This is a genomic window from Cryobacterium sp. TmT2-59, assembly GCF_004403545.1.
GTDB lineage: Bacteria > Actinomycetota > Actinomycetes > Actinomycetales > Microbacteriaceae > Cryobacterium > Cryobacterium shii.
The window spans coordinates 1-22,165 of the sequence record NZ_SOGM01000066.1; the positions used below are offsets into that span (position 1 = coordinate 1).

19 protein-coding genes are annotated in these 22,165 nt (G+C 70.0%); 17 read left to right on the forward strand and 2 right to left on the reverse strand.

The genetic code is table 11. From position 1 onward, the window contains the following. Positions 1-244 precede the first annotated feature (244 nt). Together E3T24_RS10775 and E3T24_RS10780 are read left to right on the forward strand one after the other, a co-directional pair. Positions 245-4,978: an ATP-dependent helicase gene (locus E3T24_RS10775; protein WP_134364950.1), complete on the forward strand. Its 4,734-nt coding sequence runs from the start codon at positions 245-247 to the stop codon at positions 4,976-4,978. A gap of 53 nt (positions 4,979-5,031) precedes the next feature. Further along, on the forward strand, positions 5,032-5,811 hold the full coding sequence (locus tag E3T24_RS10780; RefSeq protein ID WP_134404585.1) for a DNA-formamidopyrimidine glycosylase family protein: 780 nt from the start codon (positions 5,032-5,034) through the stop codon (positions 5,809-5,811). A 129-nt stretch (positions 5,812-5,940) separates the two neighbouring features. Here E3T24_RS10780 and E3T24_RS10785 read toward each other — a convergent pair whose 3' ends face one another. Then, positions 5,941-6,237 carry a hypothetical protein gene (locus tag E3T24_RS10785; RefSeq protein WP_134402412.1) on the reverse strand — a complete coding sequence of 99 codons (297 nt, stop codon included), beginning with the start codon at positions 6,235-6,237 and terminating at the stop codon, positions 5,941-5,943. A gap of 220 nt (positions 6,238-6,457) precedes the next feature. After that, positions 6,458-6,805 (reverse strand): DUF1844 domain-containing protein, encoded by a 348-nt coding sequence (locus E3T24_RS10790; protein ID WP_134364953.1) that lies wholly within the window; start codon positions 6,803-6,805, stop codon positions 6,458-6,460. 288 nt (positions 6,806-7,093) lie between these two features. Here E3T24_RS10790 and infC point away from each other — a divergent pair, with 288 nt between their 5' ends. The 15 genes from infC (at position 7,094) to argF (ending at position 22,078) form a co-directional block, all read left to right on the forward strand. Continuing rightward, positions 7,094-7,720, forward strand: a complete 627-nt coding sequence (gene infC / locus E3T24_RS10795; RefSeq protein WP_134364954.1) for a translation initiation factor IF-3 — start codon at positions 7,094-7,096, stop codon at positions 7,718-7,720. Beyond that, a complete protein-coding gene (rpmI, locus tag E3T24_RS10800) occupies positions 7,713-7,907 on the forward strand; it encodes a 50S ribosomal protein L35 (protein ID WP_134364955.1) in 195 nt (64 codons plus the stop codon). Before infC ends, rpmI begins: the two co-directional genes overlap by 8 nt. Positions 7,908-7,935: 28 nt before the next feature. Next, positions 7,936-8,322, forward strand: a complete 387-nt coding sequence (rplT, locus tag E3T24_RS10805) for a 50S ribosomal protein L20 (protein ID WP_134364956.1) — start codon at positions 7,936-7,938, stop codon at positions 8,320-8,322. Positions 8,323-8,495: 173 nt separating this feature from the next. Next, positions 8,496-9,296, forward strand: coding sequence for an RNA methyltransferase (locus tag E3T24_RS10810; RefSeq protein ID WP_134404583.1), 801 nt, complete (start codon positions 8,496-8,498; stop codon positions 9,294-9,296). A gap of 71 nt (positions 9,297-9,367) precedes the next feature. Continuing rightward, positions 9,368-10,156, forward strand: coding sequence for an amino acid ABC transporter ATP-binding protein (locus tag E3T24_RS10815; RefSeq protein WP_134404581.1), 789 nt, complete (start codon positions 9,368-9,370; stop codon positions 10,154-10,156). Between the two features lie 38 nt (positions 10,157-10,194). After that, positions 10,195-11,067: a glutamate ABC transporter substrate-binding protein gene (locus E3T24_RS10820; RefSeq protein ID WP_134404579.1), complete on the forward strand. Its 873-nt coding sequence runs from the start codon at positions 10,195-10,197 to the stop codon at positions 11,065-11,067. A 130-nt stretch (positions 11,068-11,197) separates the two neighbouring features. After that, positions 11,198-11,845, forward strand: coding sequence for an amino acid ABC transporter permease (locus E3T24_RS10825; protein ID WP_134364960.1), 648 nt, complete (start codon positions 11,198-11,200; stop codon positions 11,843-11,845). Beyond that, positions 11,842-12,771, forward strand: coding sequence for an amino acid ABC transporter permease (locus E3T24_RS10830; RefSeq protein ID WP_134364961.1), 930 nt, complete (start codon positions 11,842-11,844; stop codon positions 12,769-12,771). Before E3T24_RS10825 ends, E3T24_RS10830 begins: the two co-directional genes overlap by 4 nt. An 11-nt stretch (positions 12,772-12,782) precedes the next feature. Further along, positions 12,783-13,823, forward strand: a complete 1,041-nt coding sequence (gene pheS / locus E3T24_RS10835) for a phenylalanine--tRNA ligase subunit alpha (RefSeq protein ID WP_134364962.1) — start codon at positions 12,783-12,785, stop codon at positions 13,821-13,823. Then, on the forward strand, positions 13,823-16,384 hold the full coding sequence (gene pheT / locus E3T24_RS10840) for a phenylalanine--tRNA ligase subunit beta (protein ID WP_134434613.1): 2,562 nt from the start codon (positions 13,823-13,825) through the stop codon (positions 16,382-16,384). Before pheS ends, pheT begins: the two co-directional genes overlap by 1 nt. Before the next feature lie 345 nt (positions 16,385-16,729). Next, positions 16,730-17,773, forward strand: a complete 1,044-nt coding sequence (gene argC, locus E3T24_RS10845; RefSeq protein WP_134404575.1) for an N-acetyl-gamma-glutamyl-phosphate reductase — start codon at positions 16,730-16,732, stop codon at positions 17,771-17,773. Further along, positions 17,770-18,942: a bifunctional glutamate N-acetyltransferase/amino-acid acetyltransferase ArgJ gene (gene argJ / locus E3T24_RS10850; RefSeq protein WP_134434614.1), complete on the forward strand. Its 1,173-nt coding sequence runs from the start codon at positions 17,770-17,772 to the stop codon at positions 18,940-18,942. The genes argC and argJ overlap by 4 nt, the downstream gene beginning before the upstream one ends. After that, positions 18,942-19,850 (forward strand): acetylglutamate kinase, encoded by a 909-nt coding sequence (gene argB, locus E3T24_RS10855; RefSeq protein ID WP_134434617.1) that lies wholly within the window; start codon positions 18,942-18,944, stop codon positions 19,848-19,850. The genes argJ and argB overlap by 1 nt, the downstream gene beginning before the upstream one ends. 45 nt (positions 19,851-19,895) lie before the next feature. Beyond that, positions 19,896-21,089 (forward strand): acetylornithine transaminase, encoded by a 1,194-nt coding sequence (locus tag E3T24_RS10860; protein ID WP_134410898.1) that lies wholly within the window; start codon positions 19,896-19,898, stop codon positions 21,087-21,089. Positions 21,090-21,127: 38 nt separating this feature from the next. Then, positions 21,128-22,078, forward strand: coding sequence for an ornithine carbamoyltransferase (argF, locus tag E3T24_RS10865; RefSeq protein ID WP_134434615.1), 951 nt, complete (start codon positions 21,128-21,130; stop codon positions 22,076-22,078). Positions 22,079-22,165 lie beyond the last annotated feature (87 nt).

Sequence of the window (22,165 nt, forward strand, 5' to 3'; positions counted from 1 at the left end):
CCCGCCGGCCCGCTCGCTCGCCCGCCGGCCCGCCCGCCGGCCCGCTCGCCGGCCCGCTCGCCCGCTCCGCCCCTGCCCTGAACCAATTCGACGGAGATTTTGCCGAAAACGCGCCAAAACGGGCCGAATCCCGTTTGTAAGAGCAGTATCTCCGTCGAATTGGTTCCAAGCGGGGCGCGGGGCGGTGAGAACAGGAGTGCGCCCTCATCTGGGACTTGTCAGCCCGATCAGGGAAGATGGTGCCATGAGTGAGGTGCTGCACCGATTCTCGCCGGCCACCCGAGCGTGGTTCGGCGAGGCATTCGCCGCGCCCACCGAGGCGCAGCTCGGAGCGTGGGACGCCATCTCCCGCGGCTCCCACGCGCTGGTCGTCGCCCCGACCGGTTCGGGTAAGACCCTCGCGGCCTTCCTCTGGGCCATCGACCGCCTGGCCACCGAGCGCCCGGCCGCCGATCCCACAGACACTGATCGCACAGCCGCCGAGCGCACGGCCCCGGGTCCCACGGCGACGGATGCCGGCAGTCCGAACGCCACGGCCGTCCCGCGCACGCGCGTGCTCTACATCTCGCCGCTCAAGGCCCTCGGCGTCGACGTCGAACGCAACCTGCACGCCCCGCTCGTCGGCATCACGCAGGCGGCCCGGCGGCTCGGCTTCGACCCGCCCCACGTCACCGTCGGAGTGCGCTCGGGAGACACCCCCGCGAACGAGCGCCGCAGCCTCGTGAAGACGCCCCCGGACATCCTGATCACCACCCCGGAATCGCTGTTCCTCATGCTCACGTCCGCGGCGCGGGAGTCCCTGCTCGGCGTCGACACCGTCATCATCGACGAGGTGCACGCCGTGGCGGCCAGCAAGCGCGGCGCCCACCTGGCCGTCTCCCTGGAGCGGCTCGACGATCTTCTGGCCCGGCCGGCCCAGCGCATCGGGCTGTCCGCCACCGTGCGCCCGGCCAGCGAGGTGGCCCGGTTCCTCGGCGGTTCCGCGGCGGTCGAGATCGTGGCACCGGCCGCCGGGAAACGGTTCGACCTGAGCGTGGTGGTGCCCGTCGACGATATGAGCCAGGTCGGACCGGTGCCGGTGCGTGAGGGGTCCACCGCCGCGGCCGCGCCGCAGACCGGGTCGATCTGGCCGCACGTCGAGGAGGCCATCGTCGACCAGGTGCTCGCGCACACCTCGTCGATCGTGTTCGCGAACTCGCGGCGGCTGGCCGAACGCCTGACCGCACGCTTCAACGAGATCTACGCCCAGCGTCTGGAGGATGTGGCCCAGCCCGAACTGGTCGGCGTCGCAACCGCCGGAGCGGCGACGGTCGCGGGGACATCCGCGGCCCCAGTCCCCGCAGGACAGGCCACACCCGCCGGCCCGCCCGCAGCCCTGATGGGCGCGAGCGGCCAGTCCGCCGGGGCCGAGCCGCTGCTGGCCCGCGCTCACCACGGCTCGGTGAGCAAGGAGCAGCGGGCGCTGATCGAGGACGACCTCAAGGCCGGGCGGCTGCGCTGCGTGGTCGCCACCTCCAGCCTGGAACTCGGCATCGACATGGGCGCGGTCGACCTGGTGGTGCAGGTGGAGTCGCCGCCGTCGGTGGCCAGCGGGCTGCAACGGGTGGGCCGGGCCGGGCACCAGGTGGGGGAGGTATCCCGCGGGGTGATCTTCCCCAAGCACCGGGCCGACCTCATCCACGCGGCCGTCGCGGCCGAGCGCATGGTCGCCGGCCTGATCGAATCCCTGTCGGTGCCGTCCAACCCGCTCGACATTCTCGCCCAGCAGACCGTGGCCGCGACGGCGCTCGAACCCATCGACGCGGAGGAATGGTTCGACACCCTGCGCCGCAGCGCCCCCTTCCACTCCCTGCCGCGCTCGGCCTACGAGGCCACCCTCGACCTCCTCGCCGGCCGGTACCCCTCCGACCAGTTCGCCGAGTTGCGCCCCCGCATCGTCTGGGACCGGGAGACGGGCATCCTCACCGGCCGTCCGGGCGCGCAACGGCTCGCGGTCACCAGCGGCGGCACGATCCCCGACCGGGGCCTGTTCGGCGTGTTCATGGTCGGCGGCGACCAGGCCACCGGCCGCCGGGTGGGCGAACTCGACGAGGAGATGGTCTACGAGTCGCGGGTGGGCGACGTCTTCGCCCTCGGCACGACGAGCTGGCGCATCCAGGAGATCACCCATGACCGCGTGCTGGTGCTGCCGGCGTTCGGCGAGCCCGGCCGGCTGCCGTTCTGGAAGGGCGACGGCCTGGGCCGTCCGGCCGAGCTCGGCGAGGCGATCGGCGCGTTCCTGCGCGAGGTGTCCGCGCTCCCGCCCGAGGGCGCCAGGGCCCGCTGCCGGGCGGGCGGCCTCGACGAGCGCGCCGTCGACAACCTGCTCGCGTTCCTCGCCGAGCAGCGCGCCGCGACGGGGAACCTGCCCACCGACCAGACCCTCGTCGTCGAGCGCTTCCGGGACGAGCTGGGGGACTGGCGGGTCGTGTTGCACTCCCCGTTCGGCCTGCAGGTGCACGCGCCGTGGGCGCTGGCGGTTGGCGCGAGGGTGCGGGAACGCTACGGCATCGACGGGGCCTGCATGGCCAGCGACGACGGCATCGTCGTGCGCATCCCCGACACCGAGTCCGAACCCCCGGAGAGTTCCCTCTTCGTCTTCGACCCCGACGAACTCGAGCAGCTGGTCACCGACGAGGTCGGCGGTTCCGCCCTGTTCGCGGCCCGGTTCCGTGAGTGCGCCGCGCGCGCGCTGCTGCTCCCGAGATACAACCCCGGGCGGCGCTCGCCCCTGTGGCAGCAGCGCCAGAAGGCCGCCCAGCTCCTCGACGTGGCCCGCACCTTCCCGACCTTCCCGATCATCCTCGAAACCGTGCGCGAGTGCCTGCAGGACGTCTACGACCTGCCCGCGCTGCTGAACCTCACCCGGCGCATCGACAGCCGCGCCCTGCGCCTGGTCGAAATCCAGACGGATGCCGCGAGCCCGTTCGCGAGCACCCTCCTCTTCGGTTACGTGGCCGCGTTCATGTACGAGGGGGATTCCCCGCTCGCCGAGCGCCGAGCCACCGCGCTCTCGATCGATTCCAGCCTGCTGGCCGAGCTCCTCGGCCGGGTGGAGCTGCGGGAGCTGCTCGACCCGGTGGTGATCGAGCAGACCGACGCGGAACTGCAGCGGCTGCCGGCCGACCGAAAGGCGCGGGGGATCGAGGGCATCGCCGACCTGCTCCGCGGCCTCGGCCCGCTGACGACCGACGAGGTCGCCGCCCGACTCGACCCGCAGGGCGGACCGGCGGCGGCCGAAGGCCTGCAGGCTCTCGTCGCCGCCCGGCGGGTGCTGCCCGTCGGCGTCGCCGGCCGGCCGTGCTGGGCGGCCGTCGAAGACATCAGCCGGCTCAGGGACGCGCTCGGCGTGCCGGTGCCGCAGGGCGTGCCGGCCGTGTTCACCGAGCCCGTGCTCGATCCGCTCGGCGACCTGGTCAGCCGGTACGCCCGCACCCACGGCCCGTTCACGGTCGCCGACGTGGCCGAACGATTCGGCCTCGGCCCCGCCGTGGCACTGGGGGCGCTCCGCAGGCTCGCCAACGCCCGCCGGGTCGTCGAGGGCGAGTTCCGGCCGCACGGCACCGGCAGCGAGTGGTGCGACGCCGAGGTGCTCCGCCGCCTGCGCCGCCGGTCGCTGGCCGCACTCCGGCATGAGGTCGAGCCGGTCGACCAGGTGACCGTCGGGCGGTTCCTGCCGGCCTGGCAGCACGTGGGCGGGCGGCTGCGCGGTGTGGACGGCGTCGCATCCGTGATCGAGCAGTTGGAGGGAGCCCGCATCCCCGCTTCGGCGTGGGAGTCGCTGATCCTGCCGGCCCGGATCGAGGACTACCGGCCGGCCATGCTCGACGAACTCACGAATGCGGGTGAGGTGCTCTGGGCCGGCTCCGGCACGCTGGCCGGCAACGACGGCTGGATCAGCCTGCACCTGAGCGAGACCGCGCCGCTCACCCTGCCGCTGCCGCCGCCGCTGGAGACCACGGCGCTGCAGCAGGAGATCCTGGCCACCCTGGGCGGCGGGGGCGCCTTCTTCTTCCGGCAGCTGGCGGATGCCGTCGGCAGCCAGGACGACGCCGGGCTCGCTGCCGCGCTGTGGGACCTGGTCTGGGCGGGTCTGGTGGGCAACGACACCTTCGCGCCCGTGCGCGCGCTCCTTTCCGGCGGGAAGGCGGCGCACGGCACCCGCCGGGCTGCCCCGCGGGCTCGGCTGCACGGCGGCCGAATCCTGGCCCGGCCGACCCTGCCGGCCCGCGGCGGCCCGCCGACCGTCTCCGGGCGCTGGTCCGTCGTGCCGGTGGCCGACGACTCCCCGACCCGCCGTGCGCACGCCCTCGGCGAGACCCTGCTGGAGCGCTACGGCGTCGTCACCCGCGGCGCCGTGATGGGCGAGGGCGTGACGGGCGGTTTCGCGCTCGCCTACCGCACCCTCAGCGGCTTCGAGGAGATGGGGCGGTGCCGCCGCGGCTACTTCATCGAGGGGCTGGGCGCGGCCCAGTTCGCCACCGTCGGCACGGTCGACCGGCTGCGCTCCTTCGTCGCCGACGCGGGTTCGGGCTCAGGTTCGGGCTCGGGATCGGGCGCCGCGCTGAGCGCGGTGACGCTGGCCGCCACCGATCCGGCCAACCCCTACGGTTCCGTGCTGCCCTGGCCGCCGCTGCCGGACGGCACCGGGCACCGCCCCGGACGGAAGGCCGGCGCGCTGGTCGTGATCGTCGACGGGGCGCTGGTGCTCTACGTCGAGCGCGGCGGCAAGTCCGTGCTCGCATTCGAGCCTGGCGAACCGGACTCCGCAGTGACGGCCGCCGCGCTCTCCCTGGCCGGCACGGTGAAGGCCGGTCGGGTTCCCAAGCTCGGTGTCGAGACCGTCAACGGGGTCTTCGTGATGGGCACCCCGCTCGGCGCCGCACTGCAGGCGGCCGGGTTCGGCGTGACCCCGCGGGGGCTGAAGCTGCATGCCTGAGGAACGCCGTGCCCGGAGCCACCGAGTGAGAACCTGCACGTCTGAGGTACCCCGTGCCTGAGGGCGACACCGTCTACCGCACCGCGCACAATCTCGACGCGGCGCTGCACGGCGCCCGGCTCACCCGGTGCGACGTGCGGGTTCCGGCGTACGCCACCGTGGACCTGACCGGCGACACCGTGCACGAAGTGGTCAGCCGAGGCAAGCACCTGCTGATGCGGGTGGGGGAGTACAGCATCCACTCCCATCTGAAGATGGAGGGCTCCTGGCACCTGTACCGGCACGGCAGCGCCTGGAAGCGCCCGGCCTTCCAGGCTCGCATCGTGCTGGAGACGGCCGAGTGGGCGGCCGTCGGCTTCGAGCTCGGTGTGCTCGAGGTGGTGCCGCTGGACCGCGAGGCCGAGCTGCTCGCCTACCTCGGGCCCGACCTTCTCGGTGCCGACTGGGACGCGGCCGAGGCGACCCGTCGCATCCGGGAGCGCCCCGAGCGGCCGGTGGCGGTGGCGCTCGCCGACCAGGGAAACCTGGCCGGACTCGGCAACGAATACGTGAACGAGTTGTGCTTCCTGCGGGGGCTGCTGCCCACTCGGCCGGTCGGTGAGGCGACGGATGTCCCGGCCCTGGTCGACCTCGCCCGCCGGCTGATCCTGGCCAACCGAGACCGCACCGAGCGCATCACCACCGGCAACGCCCGCCGGGGCATGCAGAGCTGGGTGTTCTCCCGGGCCGGCCAGCCGTGCCGCCGCTGCGGCACCCCGATCGAGCGGGGCACCCTGGGCCGCTCAGAGCTCGAGCTGCGGAACACCTTCTGGTGCCCGCGCTGCCAGACCTAGCCCTAACGAATTCGACGGAGATTTTGCCCGAAAGTGCCCGAAACAGCCCGGAATGCGGCGTTTTAGGCCAGAATCTCCGTCGAATTGGTTCGCCGGACGCCGTGCTGGACGTGCGGACGCCGTGCTGGACTAGCGGTCGCCGTCGCGGTCGGCGCCGGGGTGCCCGTCGGCATCCGTGTCCGGGTCGTCCTTGAGGGCGTCCAGGGCGTCCTGGTCCGCCCAGACGTTGCCGAGAACGGTCATCGTGCCGAACACGAGGACCATCACCGGCCAGAGCACCCAGCCGGGGACTACGCCGGTCCAGGTCAGCAGCAGGGTGCCCAGGTAGGGCACCAGCACGGACGACGTGAAGCGCCGCCGCTCGGGTGTGGCCCGCTGCGCGACCGCAGCATGCCGCCGGAACGGCACCAACAGCCTCAACTCCATGATTTCCCGCCACTCATGCTGTCTATCCCCGCCGAACCGTGAGTTTGGACGGGTTTTCGCGCCCGAAACGGTGCCGAACTCACGGTTCGGCGCCATCGCGCCATCGCGCCATCGCGACCAGCCGACCCGGCGACCAGCCGCCCCGGTGACCAGCCGCCCCGGTGACCAGCCGCCCCGGTGACCAGCCGCCCCGGTGACCAGTCGACCCGGCGACGACCTGCTAGTTGACCGGGCCGGTGAACTTCTCGCCCGGGCCCTGACCGATGGCATCCGGGATCGCGGACGCCTCGCGGAACGCGAGCTGCAGCGAACGCAGCCCGTCGCGGAGGCTCCGCGCGTGCATGTCGGCGATGTCCGGAGCGGCGGCGGTGATCAGTCCGGCCAGCGCCGTGATCAGCTTGCGGGCTTCGTCCAGGTCGATCTGGTTCTCGGGGTCGTCGGCCAGACCGACCTTCACCGCGGCCGCACTCATCAGGTGCACGGATGCCGTCGTGATGATTTCCACCGCTGCCACATCGGCGATATCGCGTGTTGCCTGGACTGCGTCCTGCTCGTTGCTGTTGGTCACTGCATTCCTCTGTTAGACTCGTCCGGGCTCCGAGATGCAAGTCTCGGTACGAAAGTGGATAATCTCCCACCCGCGCATACCGCTTCATAAAGGTTACCGGGTAGTTGCACTCCGCCGTCGCGGCACTGGATCCGTCACAAGATCACGATGCGCGAAGGTAGACAGGGTGTCGTCTGTGACAACCGGGCATTTGTGACCGGCAGTCCAGACGTTATTTTTCCTCTCTTCGTCTCCGGGCGACATCCGTCACCTGGCTGTAGCCACGATGAATGAGAAGAGGAGAGACGCATCAGCGATCCCCGTACAAATGACCGTATCCGCGTCCCCGAAGTTCGTCTCGTTGGTCCCAACGGCGAACAGGTCGGAGTCGTGGCCATCGATGTTGCGCTGCGCCTGGCACAGGAGGCCGACCTCGACCTCGTTGAGGTTGCACCGACCTCGAAGCCGCCCGTTGCCAAGATCATGGACTACGGCAAGTTCAAGTACGAGGCTGCGCAGAAGGCCAAGGAGGCCCGGCGCAACCAGGCGAACACGATCCTGAAAGAGGTTCGTTTCCGTCTCAAGATTGACAAGCACGACTACGAGACCAAGCGCAAACGCGCCGAAGGCTTCCTGAAGGCCGGCGACAAGGTCAAGGCCATGATTTTGTTCCGTGGCCGTGAACAGTCCCGTCCCGACCAGGGCGTACGTCTGCTCCAAAGATTTGCCGAGGATGTCGCCGAGTTCGGTTCCGTGGAATCGAGCCCGACCATCGACGGGCGAAACATGGTCATGGTTGTTGGCCCGCTGAAGAACAAAGCGGAAGCCAAGGCTGAGATCAACGCACACAAGGCTGCCGACCGGGCAGAAAAGGTTGCCGACAAGGCTGACAAAGTTGCTGATAAGGCAGCGAAACTGGAGGAAAAAGATGCCTAAGATGAAGACCCACTCCGGGACGAAGAAACGCTTCAAGGTCACTGGCTCCGGCAAGATCATGAAGCAGCAGGCCGGCCTGCGCCACAACCTCGAGGTCAAGAGCACCCAGCGCAAGTCCCGCCTGAACCAGGACCAGGTGCTGGCCAAGGCCGACATCAAGGTCATCAAGAAGCTTCTCGGTCGCTAGACCCCGTACCCCGTAAGGATCAATAAAAATGGCAAGAGTAAAGAGGGCCGTAAACGCCCACAAGAGCCGTCGCGTAATTCTCGAGCGCGCCAAGGGCTACCGCGGCCAGCGCTCGCGTCTGGTGACCAAGGCGAAGGAGCAGCTCACTCACTCCTTCACTTACAGCTACCGTGACCGTCGTGCACGCAAGGGTGACTTCCGTCGCCTGTGGATCCAGCGGATCAACGCTGCGTCCCGCGCGAACGGCCTGACCTACAACCGTCTGATCCAGGGCCTCGCCCTGGCCGGCATCCAGGTCGACCGTCGCATCCTCGCCGAACTGGCCGTCAACGAGCCCGCCACGTTCGCGGCCATCGTCGAGAGCGCCAAGGCAGCACTGCCCGCCGACACGTCGGCACCGAAGGTCGCCGCGTAGCTTTCGCAGCACTTCGGCACGCAGCATTTCAGCACCACCTGAACGTCGCACTCTTCACGGGGGCGGGCCTGGCGCCCGCTCCCGTTTTGCGTGCCCGGGCGCCCGATCCGGCCGGTTCCGCTGGGCCCCGCGCGGGGGCGTCACCCGCGAGCCTCGGCAACTAAGCTGGACGCATGTTAGATAATCCCCGTTCTCCGCGTGTGCGGGCCGTCGCGAAACTGGCGAATCGAGCCGCTCGATCCGAGACGGGGCTGTTCCTCCTGGAGGGTCCGCAGGCCGTCTCCGAGGCCCTGAACTTCCGTCCCGACCTCGTCCTCGAACTCTTCGCCACCCCCACCGCACTCGAGCGACACACCGACATCGCGGACGCCGCGAAAGACGCGGGCGTCGAGGTCGAATTCGTCACCGAGCAGGTGCTCGAGACGATGGCCGACACCGTCACCCCCCAGGGCTTCGTGGCCGTGTGCCACCAGTTCCCCACCTCGGTGAAAGACATCTTCGCCGACGGCCCCAAACTCATCGCCATCCTCGAAGAGGTGCGCGACCCGGGCAACGCGGGCACCATCATCCGTGCAGCGGATGCCGCCGGCGCGGACGCCGTCATCCTCACCGGTCGCAGCGTCGACCTCTACAACCCCAAGGTGGTGCGGTCGTCGACCGGGTCGATCTTCCACCTCCCCGTTGCCGTGAGCGCGACCCTCGAGGACGTGCGCGAGCGCGCCAAAGAGGCCGGTCTGCAGGTCTTTGCCGCCGACATCAAGGGCACCGATCTGCTGGCCGCCCGCACCGAGGGCCTCCTGATCGCGCCGACCGCGTGGCTCTTCGGCAACGAGGCCCGCGGGCTCACCGAAGAAGACCTGGCCAAGGTCGACCGCTCCATTTCGGTGCCGATCTACGGTCACGCGGAATCGATGAACCTCGCCACTGCGGCCAGCGTTTGCCTGTATGAAAGTGCCTTCGCGCAGCGCAGCTGATCCGATCGATGACGGCCGTACCACAAAATTTGTGGTGCGGCCGTCTTTCTTTGTGCCTTAGGTTGGGGGACATGGAGCCTACAGAGTCTGCGCCGGCGACGTCCAACATCACGGTGTTGCGCGGTGAGCCGCTAGTTGTCATCAGTGATGTCGACAAGCACTACGGCGACCTGCACGTGCTGAAGAAGATCAACGCCGTCGTCAATCGCGGCGAGGTCGTGGTGGTGATCGGCCCGAGCGGGTCGGGCAAGTCCACCCTCTGCCGCGCCATCAACCGGCTCGAGACGATCGACGCCGGCGTCATCACCATCGACGGCGTGAAGCTGCCGGCCGAGGGCAAGGACCTCGCCCGGCTGCGCGCGGACGTCGGCATGGTGTTCCAGGCGTTCAACCTGTTCGCGCACAAGACCGTGCTCGAGAACGTCACGCTCGGCCCGATCAAGGTGCGCGGCCTGTCGAAGGCCGACGCCGAGAAGAAAGCCATGGTCCTGCTCGAACGCGTCGGCGTCGCGAACCAGGCGAAGAAGATGCCGGCCCAGCTCTCCGGCGGCCAGCAGCAGCGTGTGGCGATCGCCCGTGCTCTCGCGATGGACCCCAAGGTGATCCTGCTCGACGAGCCCACCAGCGCGCTCGACCCCGAGATGATCAACGAGGTGCTCGAGGTCATGATCGACCTCGCCAACGACGGCATGACCATGATCGTCGTCACGCACGAGATGGGTTTCGCGCGCAAGGCGGCCGACCGGGTGATCTTCATGGCCGAGGGCGAGATCGTCGAGGAGACGACGCCGGAGAAGTTCTTCACGAACCCCCAGAGCACGAGAGCGAAAGACTTCCTCTCCAAAATACTTGCCCACTAACCGGTGCGCAGGATGACACAGCAATCAGGAGAAACACCATGAGACTCAAAAAAGGTCTAATGCTTTCGGCCATTGCCCTTGCCGGCGTGCTCACCCTCAGTGCCTGCACCGACTCGGCCGCCAAGCCCACCGCCGCACCCGTGGAGAAGGCGCCGACATTCGCGGCCGGCACCACCATGGCGAAGCTGAGCGAAGCCGGATCGATCACCATCGGCACCAAGTTCGACCAGCCGCTGTTCGGCCTCAAGGGCCCGGACGGCCAGCCGGTCGGCTTCGACGTCGAGATGGGCACGCTCATCGCGTCCAAGCTCGGTATCCCCGCCGACAAGATCAAGTGGACCGAGACCGTGTCGGCCAACCGCGAGCCCTTCATCCAGAACGGCCAGGTCGACCTCGTCGTCGCCACGTACACGATCAACGACACGCGCAAGCAGGTCGTCGACTTCGCCGGACCGTACTACGAAGCCGGCCAGGACCTCCTCGTTCTCGCGGGCAACCCGGACAAGATCAAGGGCCCGGAAGACCTCGCCGGAAAGTCCGTCTGCACCGTCAGCGGATCGACGTCGGAGAAGAACATCGCGGCCTACACCGACAAGGTGCTCGCGACCGACACCTACTCCAACTGCCTCGGCCCGCTGCGCAGCGGCGAGGTCGTCGCCGTGACCACCGACAACGTCATCCTGGCCGGCCTGGCCGACCAGAACGCCGGTGAGTTCGAGGTCGTCGACAAGCCCTTCACCAAGGAGCCCTACGGCATCGGCCTGAAGAAGGGCGACACCGAGTTCCGCACCTTCATCAACGACACGCTCGAGGAGTCCTTCAAGGACGGCACGTGGGCCAAGGCCTGGGAAAAGACCGCCGGTACGGTGCTCGAGACCCCCACCCCGCCGGCCGTCAACCGGTACGAGTAACACCTGCTCGAACCTGATCGGGGCGGCCGGACGTCAGAACGGTCGCCCCGACCAGTGCATTCGCCTGTCACCCAGGCACCCCACGCTCAGTTCAGATCAGAACCAGACAACACAGAAGAGGAGGTGAGTTGTGGACGCAGTCATCGAAAACCTGCCCGTGTTCCTGGAAGGCTTCAAGAACACGTTGGGCCTTCTTCTTTTGTCCGGCACGGGAGCGCTCGTACTCGGCATCATCATCGCGGCAATGCGCATCTCGCCGGTCGCATCCCTGCGCGGATTCGCCACGGTCTACACCGAGATCGTGCGGAACACCCCGCTCACCCTGGTGCTGTTCTTCTGCGCCTTCATCCTCCCGTACCTGCAGTTCTCCCCGGGCTACTTCGTGCTCGCCATGATCGGCCTCACCGTGTACACCTCGCCCTTCGTCGCCGAGGCACTGCGCTCGGGCGTCAACGGCGTGCACGTGGGCCAGGCCGAGGCCGCCCGCAGCGTGGGCCTGACGTTCACCCAGACCCTGTCCTTCGTGGTCATGCCCCAGGCGGTGCGCATGGTCATCCCGCCGCTGATCAACGTGTTCATCGCCCTGACGAAGAACACCTCGGTCGCCGGCGCGTTCTTCGTCTTCGAACTGTTCGGTGCCGCCCGCAAGGTCACCAACGAACGCGGGGACGAGGTGCTCGCGATTCTCCTCGCCGTCGCCGCCTTCTACCTGCTGGTCACCATCTCGCTCGGCGTGATCGCCGCGCGGGTCGAGAAGAAGGTGGCGGTCCTCCGATGACGTCAGTGCTCTACGACGCTCCGGGCCCGAAGGCCATCATGCGGTCGCGGATCTTCTCCGTGGTCACCGGACTCATCATCGCCGCCGGCCTGGCCTGGCTGATCCTGGCCCTGGGCGCTCCCAAGACCAGCGCCAACGGGGCCGAGCAGCCGGGCCTCTGGGATGCGACCCGCTGGGACGTCTTCTCCGACCGCGAGGTCTGGCGCACCCTCGGCCGCGGAGCCCTCAACACCCTCCGGATGGCCGGTGTCGCCGCCGTGTTCGCGCTCGCGCTCGGCGTGCTGTTCTCCTTCGGACGCGTGTCCGACACCAGGTGGCTTCGGATCTCGACCACGGTCGTGCTCGAATTCGTGCGCGGCATGCCCGTGCTGCTGATGATGCTCTTCATCCTCCTCGTCTTCTCCACCGGTTCCTTCTGGGCCGGCGTCGCCGCGCTGTCCGTCTACAACGGGGCGATCATCGGCGAGGCGCTGCGGGCCGGCATCAAGAGCCTGCCCCGCGGGCAGCGCGAGGCCGGGCTGGCCATCGGGCTCACCCCCGTGGCGACACGGCTTCGGATCGAGTTCCCCCAGGCGTTCCGGCAGATGCTGCCGATCATCATCGCGCAGCTCGTCGTGCTCCTCAAGGACACCTCCCTCGCGTTCGTGGTCGGCTACGAGGAGCTCCTCCGCAGCGGGCAGGGCCTGACGAACTTCTTCGGCAGCCGCTACTCGTTCTCCTTCTTCCTCGTCGTGCTGGCGATCTACCTGGCGATGAACCTGTCGCTGTCCTGGCTGGCCCGCGTCATCGCCCGGCGCACCGGGTCCAAGTCCGGCGGCGTGACGCCGAAGACCAAGACCCCGCCGGAGAAACCGGTCGAACCCGAGCTGGCGTACCCCGCGGCGCTGGGCAACCAGATGGGCGGCGACCAGGTCCGGCGAGGCTAAACTTGGGACTTGTGTCTGACCCCACTGAGATCTCCGAACCAGCCGTGAGCGCGGCCGTCGACGCCGCTCTCGCCGCCATTGCCGCCGCGAACGACTCCGCGGCCCTGAAAACCGTGCGTGCCCAGCACACCGGGGAGGCGTCCCCGCTGGCCCGGCTCAACGCGCTGATGCGCAGCGTGCCCGGCGACCAGAAGGCTGCCGCCGGCAAGCTCCTCGGCCAGGCCAGGGGAGCCGTCGCACAGGCGTTCTCCGCCCGCGAGGCCGCGATCACCGAGGCCGAGGCCGCCGCACAGCTCGCGGCCGAAACGGTCGACGTGACCGCGGCGGCGTCAACCTGGACGCCGGGCGCCCGGCATCCGCTCACCCTGCTGCAGGAACGGGTCGCGGATGTCTTCGTGGGCATGGGCTGGGAGGTCGCCGAGGGCCCCGAGCTCGAGAGCGAGTGGTTCAACTTCGACGCGCTCAACTTCGACGAGGACCACCCCGCCCGCGCCATGCAGGACACCTTCTTCATCGACCCGCCCGAGGCGCACCTGGTGCTGCGCACCCACACCTCCCCGGTGCAGCTGCGCGCCCTGCTGTCCCGCGAGCTGCCGGTCTACGTCGTCGCCCCCGGCCGGGTGTTCCGCACCGACGAGCTCGACGCCACGCACACGCCGGTGTTCCACCAGATCGAGGGCATCGCCATCGACAAGGGACTCACCATGGCGCACCTGCGCGGCACCCTCGACCACTTCGTCAAGGCCATGTTCGGCCCGGAGGCGAAGGTGCGCCTGCGCCCGAACTACTTCCCGTTCACCGAGCCGAGCGCCGAACTCGACCTGTGGCACCCGACGTTCAAGGACGGCGCCCGCTGGATCGAGTGGGGCGGCTGCGGCATGGTCAACGCCAACGTGCTCCGCTCCGCCGGGATCGACCCGGAGGTCTACTCCGGTTTCGCGTTCGGCGTCGGCGTCGAACGGGCCCTGATGTTCCGAAATGATGTGAAGGATATGCACGACATGGTCGAAGGCGACGTCCGGTTCAGCCAGCAGTACGGGATGACCGTCTGATGCGCGTCCCACTGAGCTGGCTGGGCGAGTTCGTCGACCTGGCCCCGGGCACCACGCCCGAAGACGTGCACGCCGCCCTGGTGAGCGTGGGCCTCGAAGAGGAAGAGATCCACCGCTTCGAGCTGACCGGACCGATCGTCGTCGGCCAGGTGCTCGAGTTCGTCGGCGAAGAGCAGACCAACGGCAAGACCATCAACTGGTGCCAGGTGCGCGTCGCGCCCGGCGACGAGCTCGCGGCCGACGGCGGCCCCGCCGTGCACGGCATCGTCTGCGGCGCCCACAACTTCGTCGTCGGCGACAAGGTCGTCGTGACCCTGCCCGGCGCTGTGCTGCCCGGCCCGTTCCCGATCGCCCCGCGCAAGACCTACGGCCACGTGTCCGACGGCATGATCGCCTCGGCCCGCGAGCTCGGCCTCGGCGACGAGCACGATGGCATCCTGGTGCTCGGCAGCCTCGGGCTCGACCCCGAGATCGGCACGGATGCGATCAGCCTGCTGGGCCTGGACGACACGGCCGTCGAGATCAACGTCACGCCCGACCGTGGCTACGCCTTCTCGATCCGCGGCGTGGCCCGCGAGTACGCGCACGCCACCGGGGCCGCCTTCCGCGACCCCGCCCTGGCCATCTCGCCCGTCGCCTCCACGGTCGCCTTCCCGGTCACGATCGACGATCAGGCCCCGATCCGCGGCCGCGTCGGCGCGAGCGTCTTCGTCACCCGCGCGGTGCGCGGCGTGGACCCGACCCGGCCGTCTCCGGCCTGGCTGATCGCCCGGCTGAAGCTGGCCGGCATCCGTTCGATCTCGCTGATCGTGGACGTCACCAACTACGTGATGATCGAGCTCGGCCAGCCGATCCACGGCTACGACCTCGACCGTCTCGCCGGCGGTATCACCGTGCGCCGCGCCCAGCCGGGCGAGAAACTCGTCACCCTCGACGACGTCACCCGCACCCTGAACGTCGAAGACCTCCTGATCACCGACGAATCCGGGCCGATCGGCCTGGCCGGCGTGATGGGCGGCCAGAGCACCGAGATCGGTTCCGGAACCACGAATGTGCTGATCGAGGCCGCGAACTTCGATCCGGTGTCGATCGCCCGCACGGCCCGCCGGCACAAGCTGCCCAGCGAGGCCTCCCGCCGCTTCGAGCGCGGGGTCGACCCGGCCGTCGCCGCCGTCGCTGCCGCCCGCGTCGTGCAGCTGCTGGTCGAACTCGCCGGGGGAGAGGCCGACGGCCTCGGCTCCCTGCACGACGCCACCCCCGACGCCGCGCCCATCATTCTGCCCACCGGCTTCATCTCCGGACTGATCGGGCTCGAGTACACCCCGGACGAGGTGCGCTCCTCGCTGGCCGAGATCGGCGCCTCCCTCGAGGAGACCGAGACCGGCCTGAACGTCACGCCGCCCAGCTGGCGCCCCGATCTGACCGACAAGTGGACCCTGGCCGAAGAGGTCGCCCGCATCGTCGGCTACGACCGCATCCCGTCGGTGCTGCCGGTCGCCCCGCCCGGCCGCGGCCTCACCCACGCGCAGACCCTGCGCCGCCAGGTCGCCCAGACCCTCGCTGCCACCGGCCACACCGAGGTGCTCGCGTACCCGTTCGTCTCGGAGAAGTCCAACAACCTGTTCGGGCTCCCGGCCGGCACGGCCGGAACGGGCGGCACTGCCGAAACGGGCGTGCCGCAGATCCGCGTCGCCAACCCGCTCGACGGGGAGGCGCCGTTCCTGCGCACCTCGATCCTGCCCGGGCTGCTGCAGATCATGCACCGCAACCGCTCTCGCGGGATCACCGACCTGGCCGTCTTCGAACTGGGCACGGTCTTCCGGCCGGTGGCCGGCATCCGTTACGGCAGCTCGGTCGTTCCTCCCGGTGCGGTGCGCCCGAGCCGGCAGCTGGAAGCCGAACTGAACGCGGGCATCCCCCCGCAGCCGCTCTCGGTGGCCATCGCGCTGACCGGCTTCACCGTGCGCCACCAGCCGGGCCAGCCCGCGGTCGCGGCCGGCTGGCAGGACGCCCTCGCGGCGGTACGCCAGGTCGCGCTCGCCTCCGGGGTCGCCATCACCGTGCGCCAGGGCTCACACCAGGCGATGCACCCGGGACGCACCGCGGAACTGTTCGTGACGACGGATGCCGGGCTCACCTCGGTCGGAATCGCCGGCGAACTGCTGCCCCGCATCGCCCGCGACGCCGACCTGCCCGCGGTCGTCGCCGTCGCCGAGATCGACCTGTCGGCCGTGTTCGCGCAGGCCGGCACCGAGCTGCACGCCATCCCGATCGCGACCATGCCCGCCGCCACCCAGGACCTGTCCCTGGTGGTCGACGTTCAGGTTCCGGCCGGCGAGGTGCTCCAGGCCGTGCGCCAGGGTTGCGGTCCGCTGCTCGACCAGGCCGAGCTCGTCGACGACTACCGGGGCACGGGCATCCTGCCCGGACGCAAGTCGCTGACCTTCGCCCTGCGCTTCCGGGCGCCGGACCGCACCCTCACCGCCGCGGAGGCCAGCGACGCCAAGCTCGCCGGCGTGTCCGTGACCGCCGCCCGCTTCGGCGCGACCCTGCGCGAGTAGCGCCGGCCCGGCTGCTCGTTCGTCCCCCGTGCGGCTGCTCGTGCGGCTGCTCGCTCGGCGCTCGTGCGGCTGCTCGTCCGGCTGCTCGCTCGACGCCCGTGCGGCCGCCCGCCCATTTCGCCCATTTCGCCACTTCCGGTCGAGTTCGCCCCGCACACCGGGCGTGCTCGACCGCAAGTGGCGACGTCGGCGGGGGAGCCCGGCGCGGCGGAGTCGGCGGGGGAGCCCAGTGCGGCGGAGCACCCGCCGAGCGTCGCCGTTTCTGCCCACAGTCGCCGCCCGAGCGGCGATTATCGGCGCGAACGGCGATTCTCGGCGTGCGGGGCGGCGCGCTAAGTTTGTCACATGGCTTTTTCGGTGGCGGTGGCAGGTGCGAGCGGCTATGCGGGCGGCGAATTGTTGCGGCTTCTGGCCGAACACCCCGAGTTCGAGGTGCGCACGGTCACGGCCCACAGCAATGCCGGGCAGCTCCTGATCGACGTGCAGCCGCACCTGCGCTCCCTCGCCCACCTGACCCTCGTCGACACCAGCCCCGAGACCCTCGCCGGGCACGACGTCGTCTTCCTGGCCCTGCCGCACGGGGCATCCGGCGCCCTCACCGCGCACCTGCCGGCCGAAACCCTCGTCGTCGACTGCGGCGCTGACCACCGCCTGGAGAGCGAGTCAGACTGGGCCGCGTTCTACGGCGGCGACTACTACGGCGCCTGGACCTACGGGGTCCCCGAGCTCCCTGTCGCCGGCGGCACCCAGCGCTCCCGGCTGCGGGGCTCCCGCCGCATCGCCGCCCCCGGCTGCAACGCCAGCACGGTGGCCCTGGCCCTGGCTCCAGGCATCCGTGCCGGCGTGATCGAGCCGGAGGACATCGTCGCCGTGCTCGCGGTCGGCCCGTCCGGTGCCGGCAAGAGCCTCAGGCGGCCGAACCTGGCCAGCGAGGTCCTCGGCTCCGCCAACCCCTACGCCGTGGGCGGCGGGCACCGGCACATCCCCGAAATCCAGCAGAGCCTGCGCTGGGCCGGGGCCGCGAACCCGACCATCTCCTTCACCCCGGTGATCGTGCCGATGTCCCGCGGCATCCTCTGCACAGCGACGGCCCGCCTCGTGCCCGGCACGTCCGCGGCCGCGGTGCGCGCCGCCTGGGAGGAGGCCTACGCGAATGAACCGTTCGTGCACGTGCTGCCGGAGGGTCGGTTCCCGCGAACGAGCGATGTGCTCGGCGCCAACACCGCCCTGATCGGCCTGGCCGTGGACGAGGCCGCCGGCCGAGTCGTCACGATCACCGCCGTCGACAACCTGGTCAAGGGCACCGCCGGTGCCGCAATCCAGTCCGCCAATCTGTCGCTCGGACTGCCCGAAACCACGGGCCTGAGCACGAATGGAGTAGCCCCATGAGTGTCACCGCCCCAGCCGGGTTCGCCGCCGCCGGAGTCACCGCCGGCCTGAAGAAGTCCGGCGGCCTCGACCTCGCCGTCGTGCACAACCTCGGCCCGCTCACCAGCGCGGCCAGCGTCTTCACCCGCAACCGGTGCAAGGCCAACCCCGTGCTCTGGAGCGAACAGGTCATGCGCGGCGGCCGGGTCAAGGCCATCGTGCTCAACTCGGGCGGGGCGAACTGCTACACCGGCACCATCGGGTTCCAGACCACGCACGCCACGGCCGAGGCCATCGCCGACCGCCTGGAGATCTCCGCCGGCGAGGTGCTCGTCTGCTCCACCGGCCTGATCGGCGAGCAGCTCGACCTGGGCAAGATCACCGCCGGCGTCTGGGATGCGACCCTCGCGCTCCAGTCCGCCGCCGCCACCTCGGATGCCGCCGGCCTCGCCGCGGCGCAGGCGATCATGACCACCGACACCACGCCCAAGCAGACCCTGCTCACGTCCACGGCCGGCTGGACCATCGGCGGCATGGCCAAGGGCGCCGGCATGCTCGCGCCCGGCCTCGCCACCATGCTCGTCGTGCTGACCACCGACGCCGTACTCGACTCCGAGCAGCTCGACGTGGCCCTCCGCGAAGCCACCCGGGTCACCTTCGACCGGCTCGACTCCGACGGCTGCATGTCCACCAACGACACCGTCAGCCTGCTCGGCTCCGGTGCCAGCGGGGTCGCCGCCGACCTGCCCGAATTCACGGATGCGCTGATCGCCATCTGCCAGGACCTCACCCTGCAGCTCCAGGCCGACGCCGAGGGTTCGGGGCACGACGTCGCCATCACGGTGCGGAACGCCGCCACCGAGGACGACGCCGTCAACGTGGCCCGCGCGGTCTCCCGCAGCAACCTGTTCAAGACCGCCATCTTCGGCAACGACCCCAACTGGGGCCGCGTGCTCGCGGCCGTCGGCACCACGGATGCCGCCTTCGACCCCTACGGCATCGACGTCGCGATCAACGATGTGCAGGTCTGCACGGCGGGGGAGCCGGACCAGCCCCGCGAACTCGTCGACCTGACGCTCCGGTCGGTGACCGTGCTGATCGACCTGCACGAGGGCACCGAGACGGGCACGATCTGGACCAACGACCTGACCCACGAGTACGTCGAAGAGAACAGCGCGTACTCGAGTTGATTCCGGCGGACGAGACGCAGAACAGCCGGGCCGAGGCTGCCGTCAAGGCCGCCACCCTGATCGAGTCCCTGCCGTGGCTCAAACGGTTCCACGACCAGATCATCGTGGTCAAATTTGGCGGCAACGCCATGGTCAGCGACCAACTTCAGCGCGCGTTCGCCGAGGACATGGTCTACCTGCGCTACTGCGGCATCCGCCCCGTCGTCGTGCACGGCGGCGGCCCACAGATCTCGGCGATGCTCGACCGGCTCGGCATCGAGAGCGAGTTCCGCGGCGGCTACCGGGTGACCACCCCCGAGGCGATGGACGTCGTGCGGATGGTGCTGACCGGGCAGATCAACCGTGAACTTGTCAGCCGCATCAACGCGCACGGCCCGCTCTCCGCCGGGCTCTGCGGTGAGGACGCCGGGCTCTTCCAGGGCCGTCGCCGCGGCACCGTCATCGACGGCGAAGAGGTCGACCTCGGCCTCGTCGGCGACGTCATCGGCGTCGACCCCGAGGCCGTGCACGCCCAGCTCGCGGCCGGCCGCATCCCGGTCGTCTCCTCGATCGCTCCCGACACGGATGTCCCGGGCCAGTCCCTGAATATCAACGCCGACGCCGCCGCCGCGGCCCTTGCGGTCGCCCTCGGTGCCGCGAAACTGGTGATCCTGACCGATGTCGCCGGGCTCTTCAGCGACTGGCCGAACCGCGACTCGCTGGTGTCGGTCATCGACGTGGACACCCTCCGCGCCCTCCTGCCGGAGCTCGAGTCGGGCATGATCCCCAAGATGACGGCCTGCCTGGACGCGGTCGAGGGCGGCGTCGCGAAGGCGGCCATCATCGACGGCCGCGTGCCGCACTCGATCCTGCTGGAGGTTTTCACCGGCAGCGGGATCGGCACCGAGGTCGTCCCCGCCCAACCCTGACCGACACACACAAGCACGACCGACACAGAAGTGAGCACCAAACCCATGGCAGACTTCGGCACCGAAGACTGGCGCAACCGATTCAGCGACGCGATGATGCACACGATCGCGCCGCCGCTGGCGATGCTGGTGCGGGGCGAGGGCTGCTACGTCTGGGACGACGAGGGCACCGAATACCTCGACTTCCTCGCCGGCATCGCCGTGAACTCGCTCGGCCACGCGCATCCGGACCTCGTCGCCGCCGTCACCGACCAGGTCGGCCGCCTGGCCCACGTGGCCAACTACTTCGCCTCCCCGCCCCAGCTGGAACTGGCCGAACGGCTGAAGCGGATCACCGGCACCGGCCCGGCCGGACGCGTCTACTTCTGCAACTCCGGCGCCGAGGCCAACGAGGCCGCGTTCAAACTGGCCCGGCTGAACACCGCGGGCGGCCGCCGCACCCGCATCCTCACCCTGCACGAGTCCTTCCACGGCCGCACGATGGGCGCGCTCGCCCTCTCCGGCAAACCGGCCATGCGCGAGCCGTTCCTGCCCGTCCCCGGCGGGGTGGAGCACATCGACGCCACCCTGGCCGCGCTCGAGGCCGCCCTTGACGACACCGTCGCCGCCCTCTTCCTCGAACCGGTGCAGGGCGAGGCCGGCGTGATCGACCTGCCCGACGGGTTCCTTCTTCGCGCCCGCGAACTCTGCACCCGGCACGGCGTGCTGCTCATCATCGACGAGGTGCAGACGGGCGCCGGGCGCACCGGCGCCTGGTTCGCCTACCAGCACGACGGCATCCAGCCGGATGCCGCGACCCTGGCCAAGGGGATCGGCGGCGGCCTGCCGATCGGCGCCCTGGTCACCTTCGGGGCGGCATCCGAGCTGTTCCAGCGCGGCCAGCACGGCTCGACCTACGCTGGAAACCCGCTGGTCACGGCCACCGCGAACGCCGTGCTCGGCACGATCGAGCGCGACGGCCTGGTCGAGAACGCGGCCCACCGCGGCGACCAGTTGCGGGAGATCATCACCGGCCTCGGCTCCCCGCTGATCGCGGAGGTGCGCGGCCGCGGCCTGCTGCTGGGCGTCGGGCTGACCGAGCCGGTCGCGCAGAGGCTCGCCGCCGCGGCGCTGTCCCACGGGCTGATCGTGAACGCCGCGAACGAATCCACCATCCGGATCGCCCCACCGCTGATCGTGGGCGACGCCGAACTGGCCGAGTTCGAGCGCCGATTCGGGCTCGCACTGGCCAGCCTCTAGAGTTGGACAGTCTATTGCCGAAAACCGAAAGTGACTCCGTGACCCGCCATTTCCTGCGCGACGACGACATCTCACCGGCCGAACAGGCCGAGATCCTCGGACTGGCCCTGGTGCTCAAGCGAGACCGATTCGCGGCCAAACCCCTCGCCGGCCCGCAGACGGTCGCGGTGATCTTCGACAAGTCGTCCACCCGCACCCGGGTGTCCTTCGCCGTGGGGATCGCCGACCTCGGCGGCAGCCCGCTGATCATCACGACCGCGAGCAGCCAGCTCGGCGGCAAGGAAACGGCCTCCGACACGGCCCGGGTGCTCGAACGCCAGGTCGCCGCGATCGTCTGGCGCACCTACGGCCAGGCCGGCCTCGAAGAGATGGCCCTCGGCACCACCGTGCCGGTCGTCAACGCCCTCTCCGACGACTTCCACCCCTGCCAGCTGCTCGCCGACCTGCTCACCATCCGTGAGCACCGCGGCGATCTCGCCGGCCAGACCCTCGCCTTCCTCGGCGACGGCGCCTGCAACATGGCCCAGTCCTACCTGCTGGCCGGCGCCACGGCGGGCATACACGTGCGCATCGCCTCCCCGGTCGGCTACACGCCCGACCCGCGGGTGGTGACGGATGCCGCGGCCATCGCCGCGCGCACCGGCGGCTCCGTGGCGCTCTTCACCGACCCGGCCGAGGCCGTCGCCGGCTGCGACGTGGTCATCACCGACACCTGGGTGTCGATGGGCAAGGAAGAGGAGAAGACGGAGCGTCTCGGCACGCTCGGCGCGTACCGCGTCGACGCCGCCCTGATGGCCCTCGCCAAGCCCGACGCGCACTTCATGCACTGCCTGCCGGCCGACCGCGGCTACGAGGTCACGGCGGACGTCATCGACGGCGCGCAGAGCATCATCTGGGACGAAGCCGAGAACCGGCTGCACGCCCAGAAGGCCCTGCTCGTCTGGCTGCTCGCCCAAAACGCCCAAAACGCCCAAAACGCCCCCGCATAGTGACCTTTCCGGTCGAGAGTGACCGGTCTAACGGGCACTCTCGACCGGAACGGGCACGCCCGGGCGTGACAGCGTCACCGTAAACTT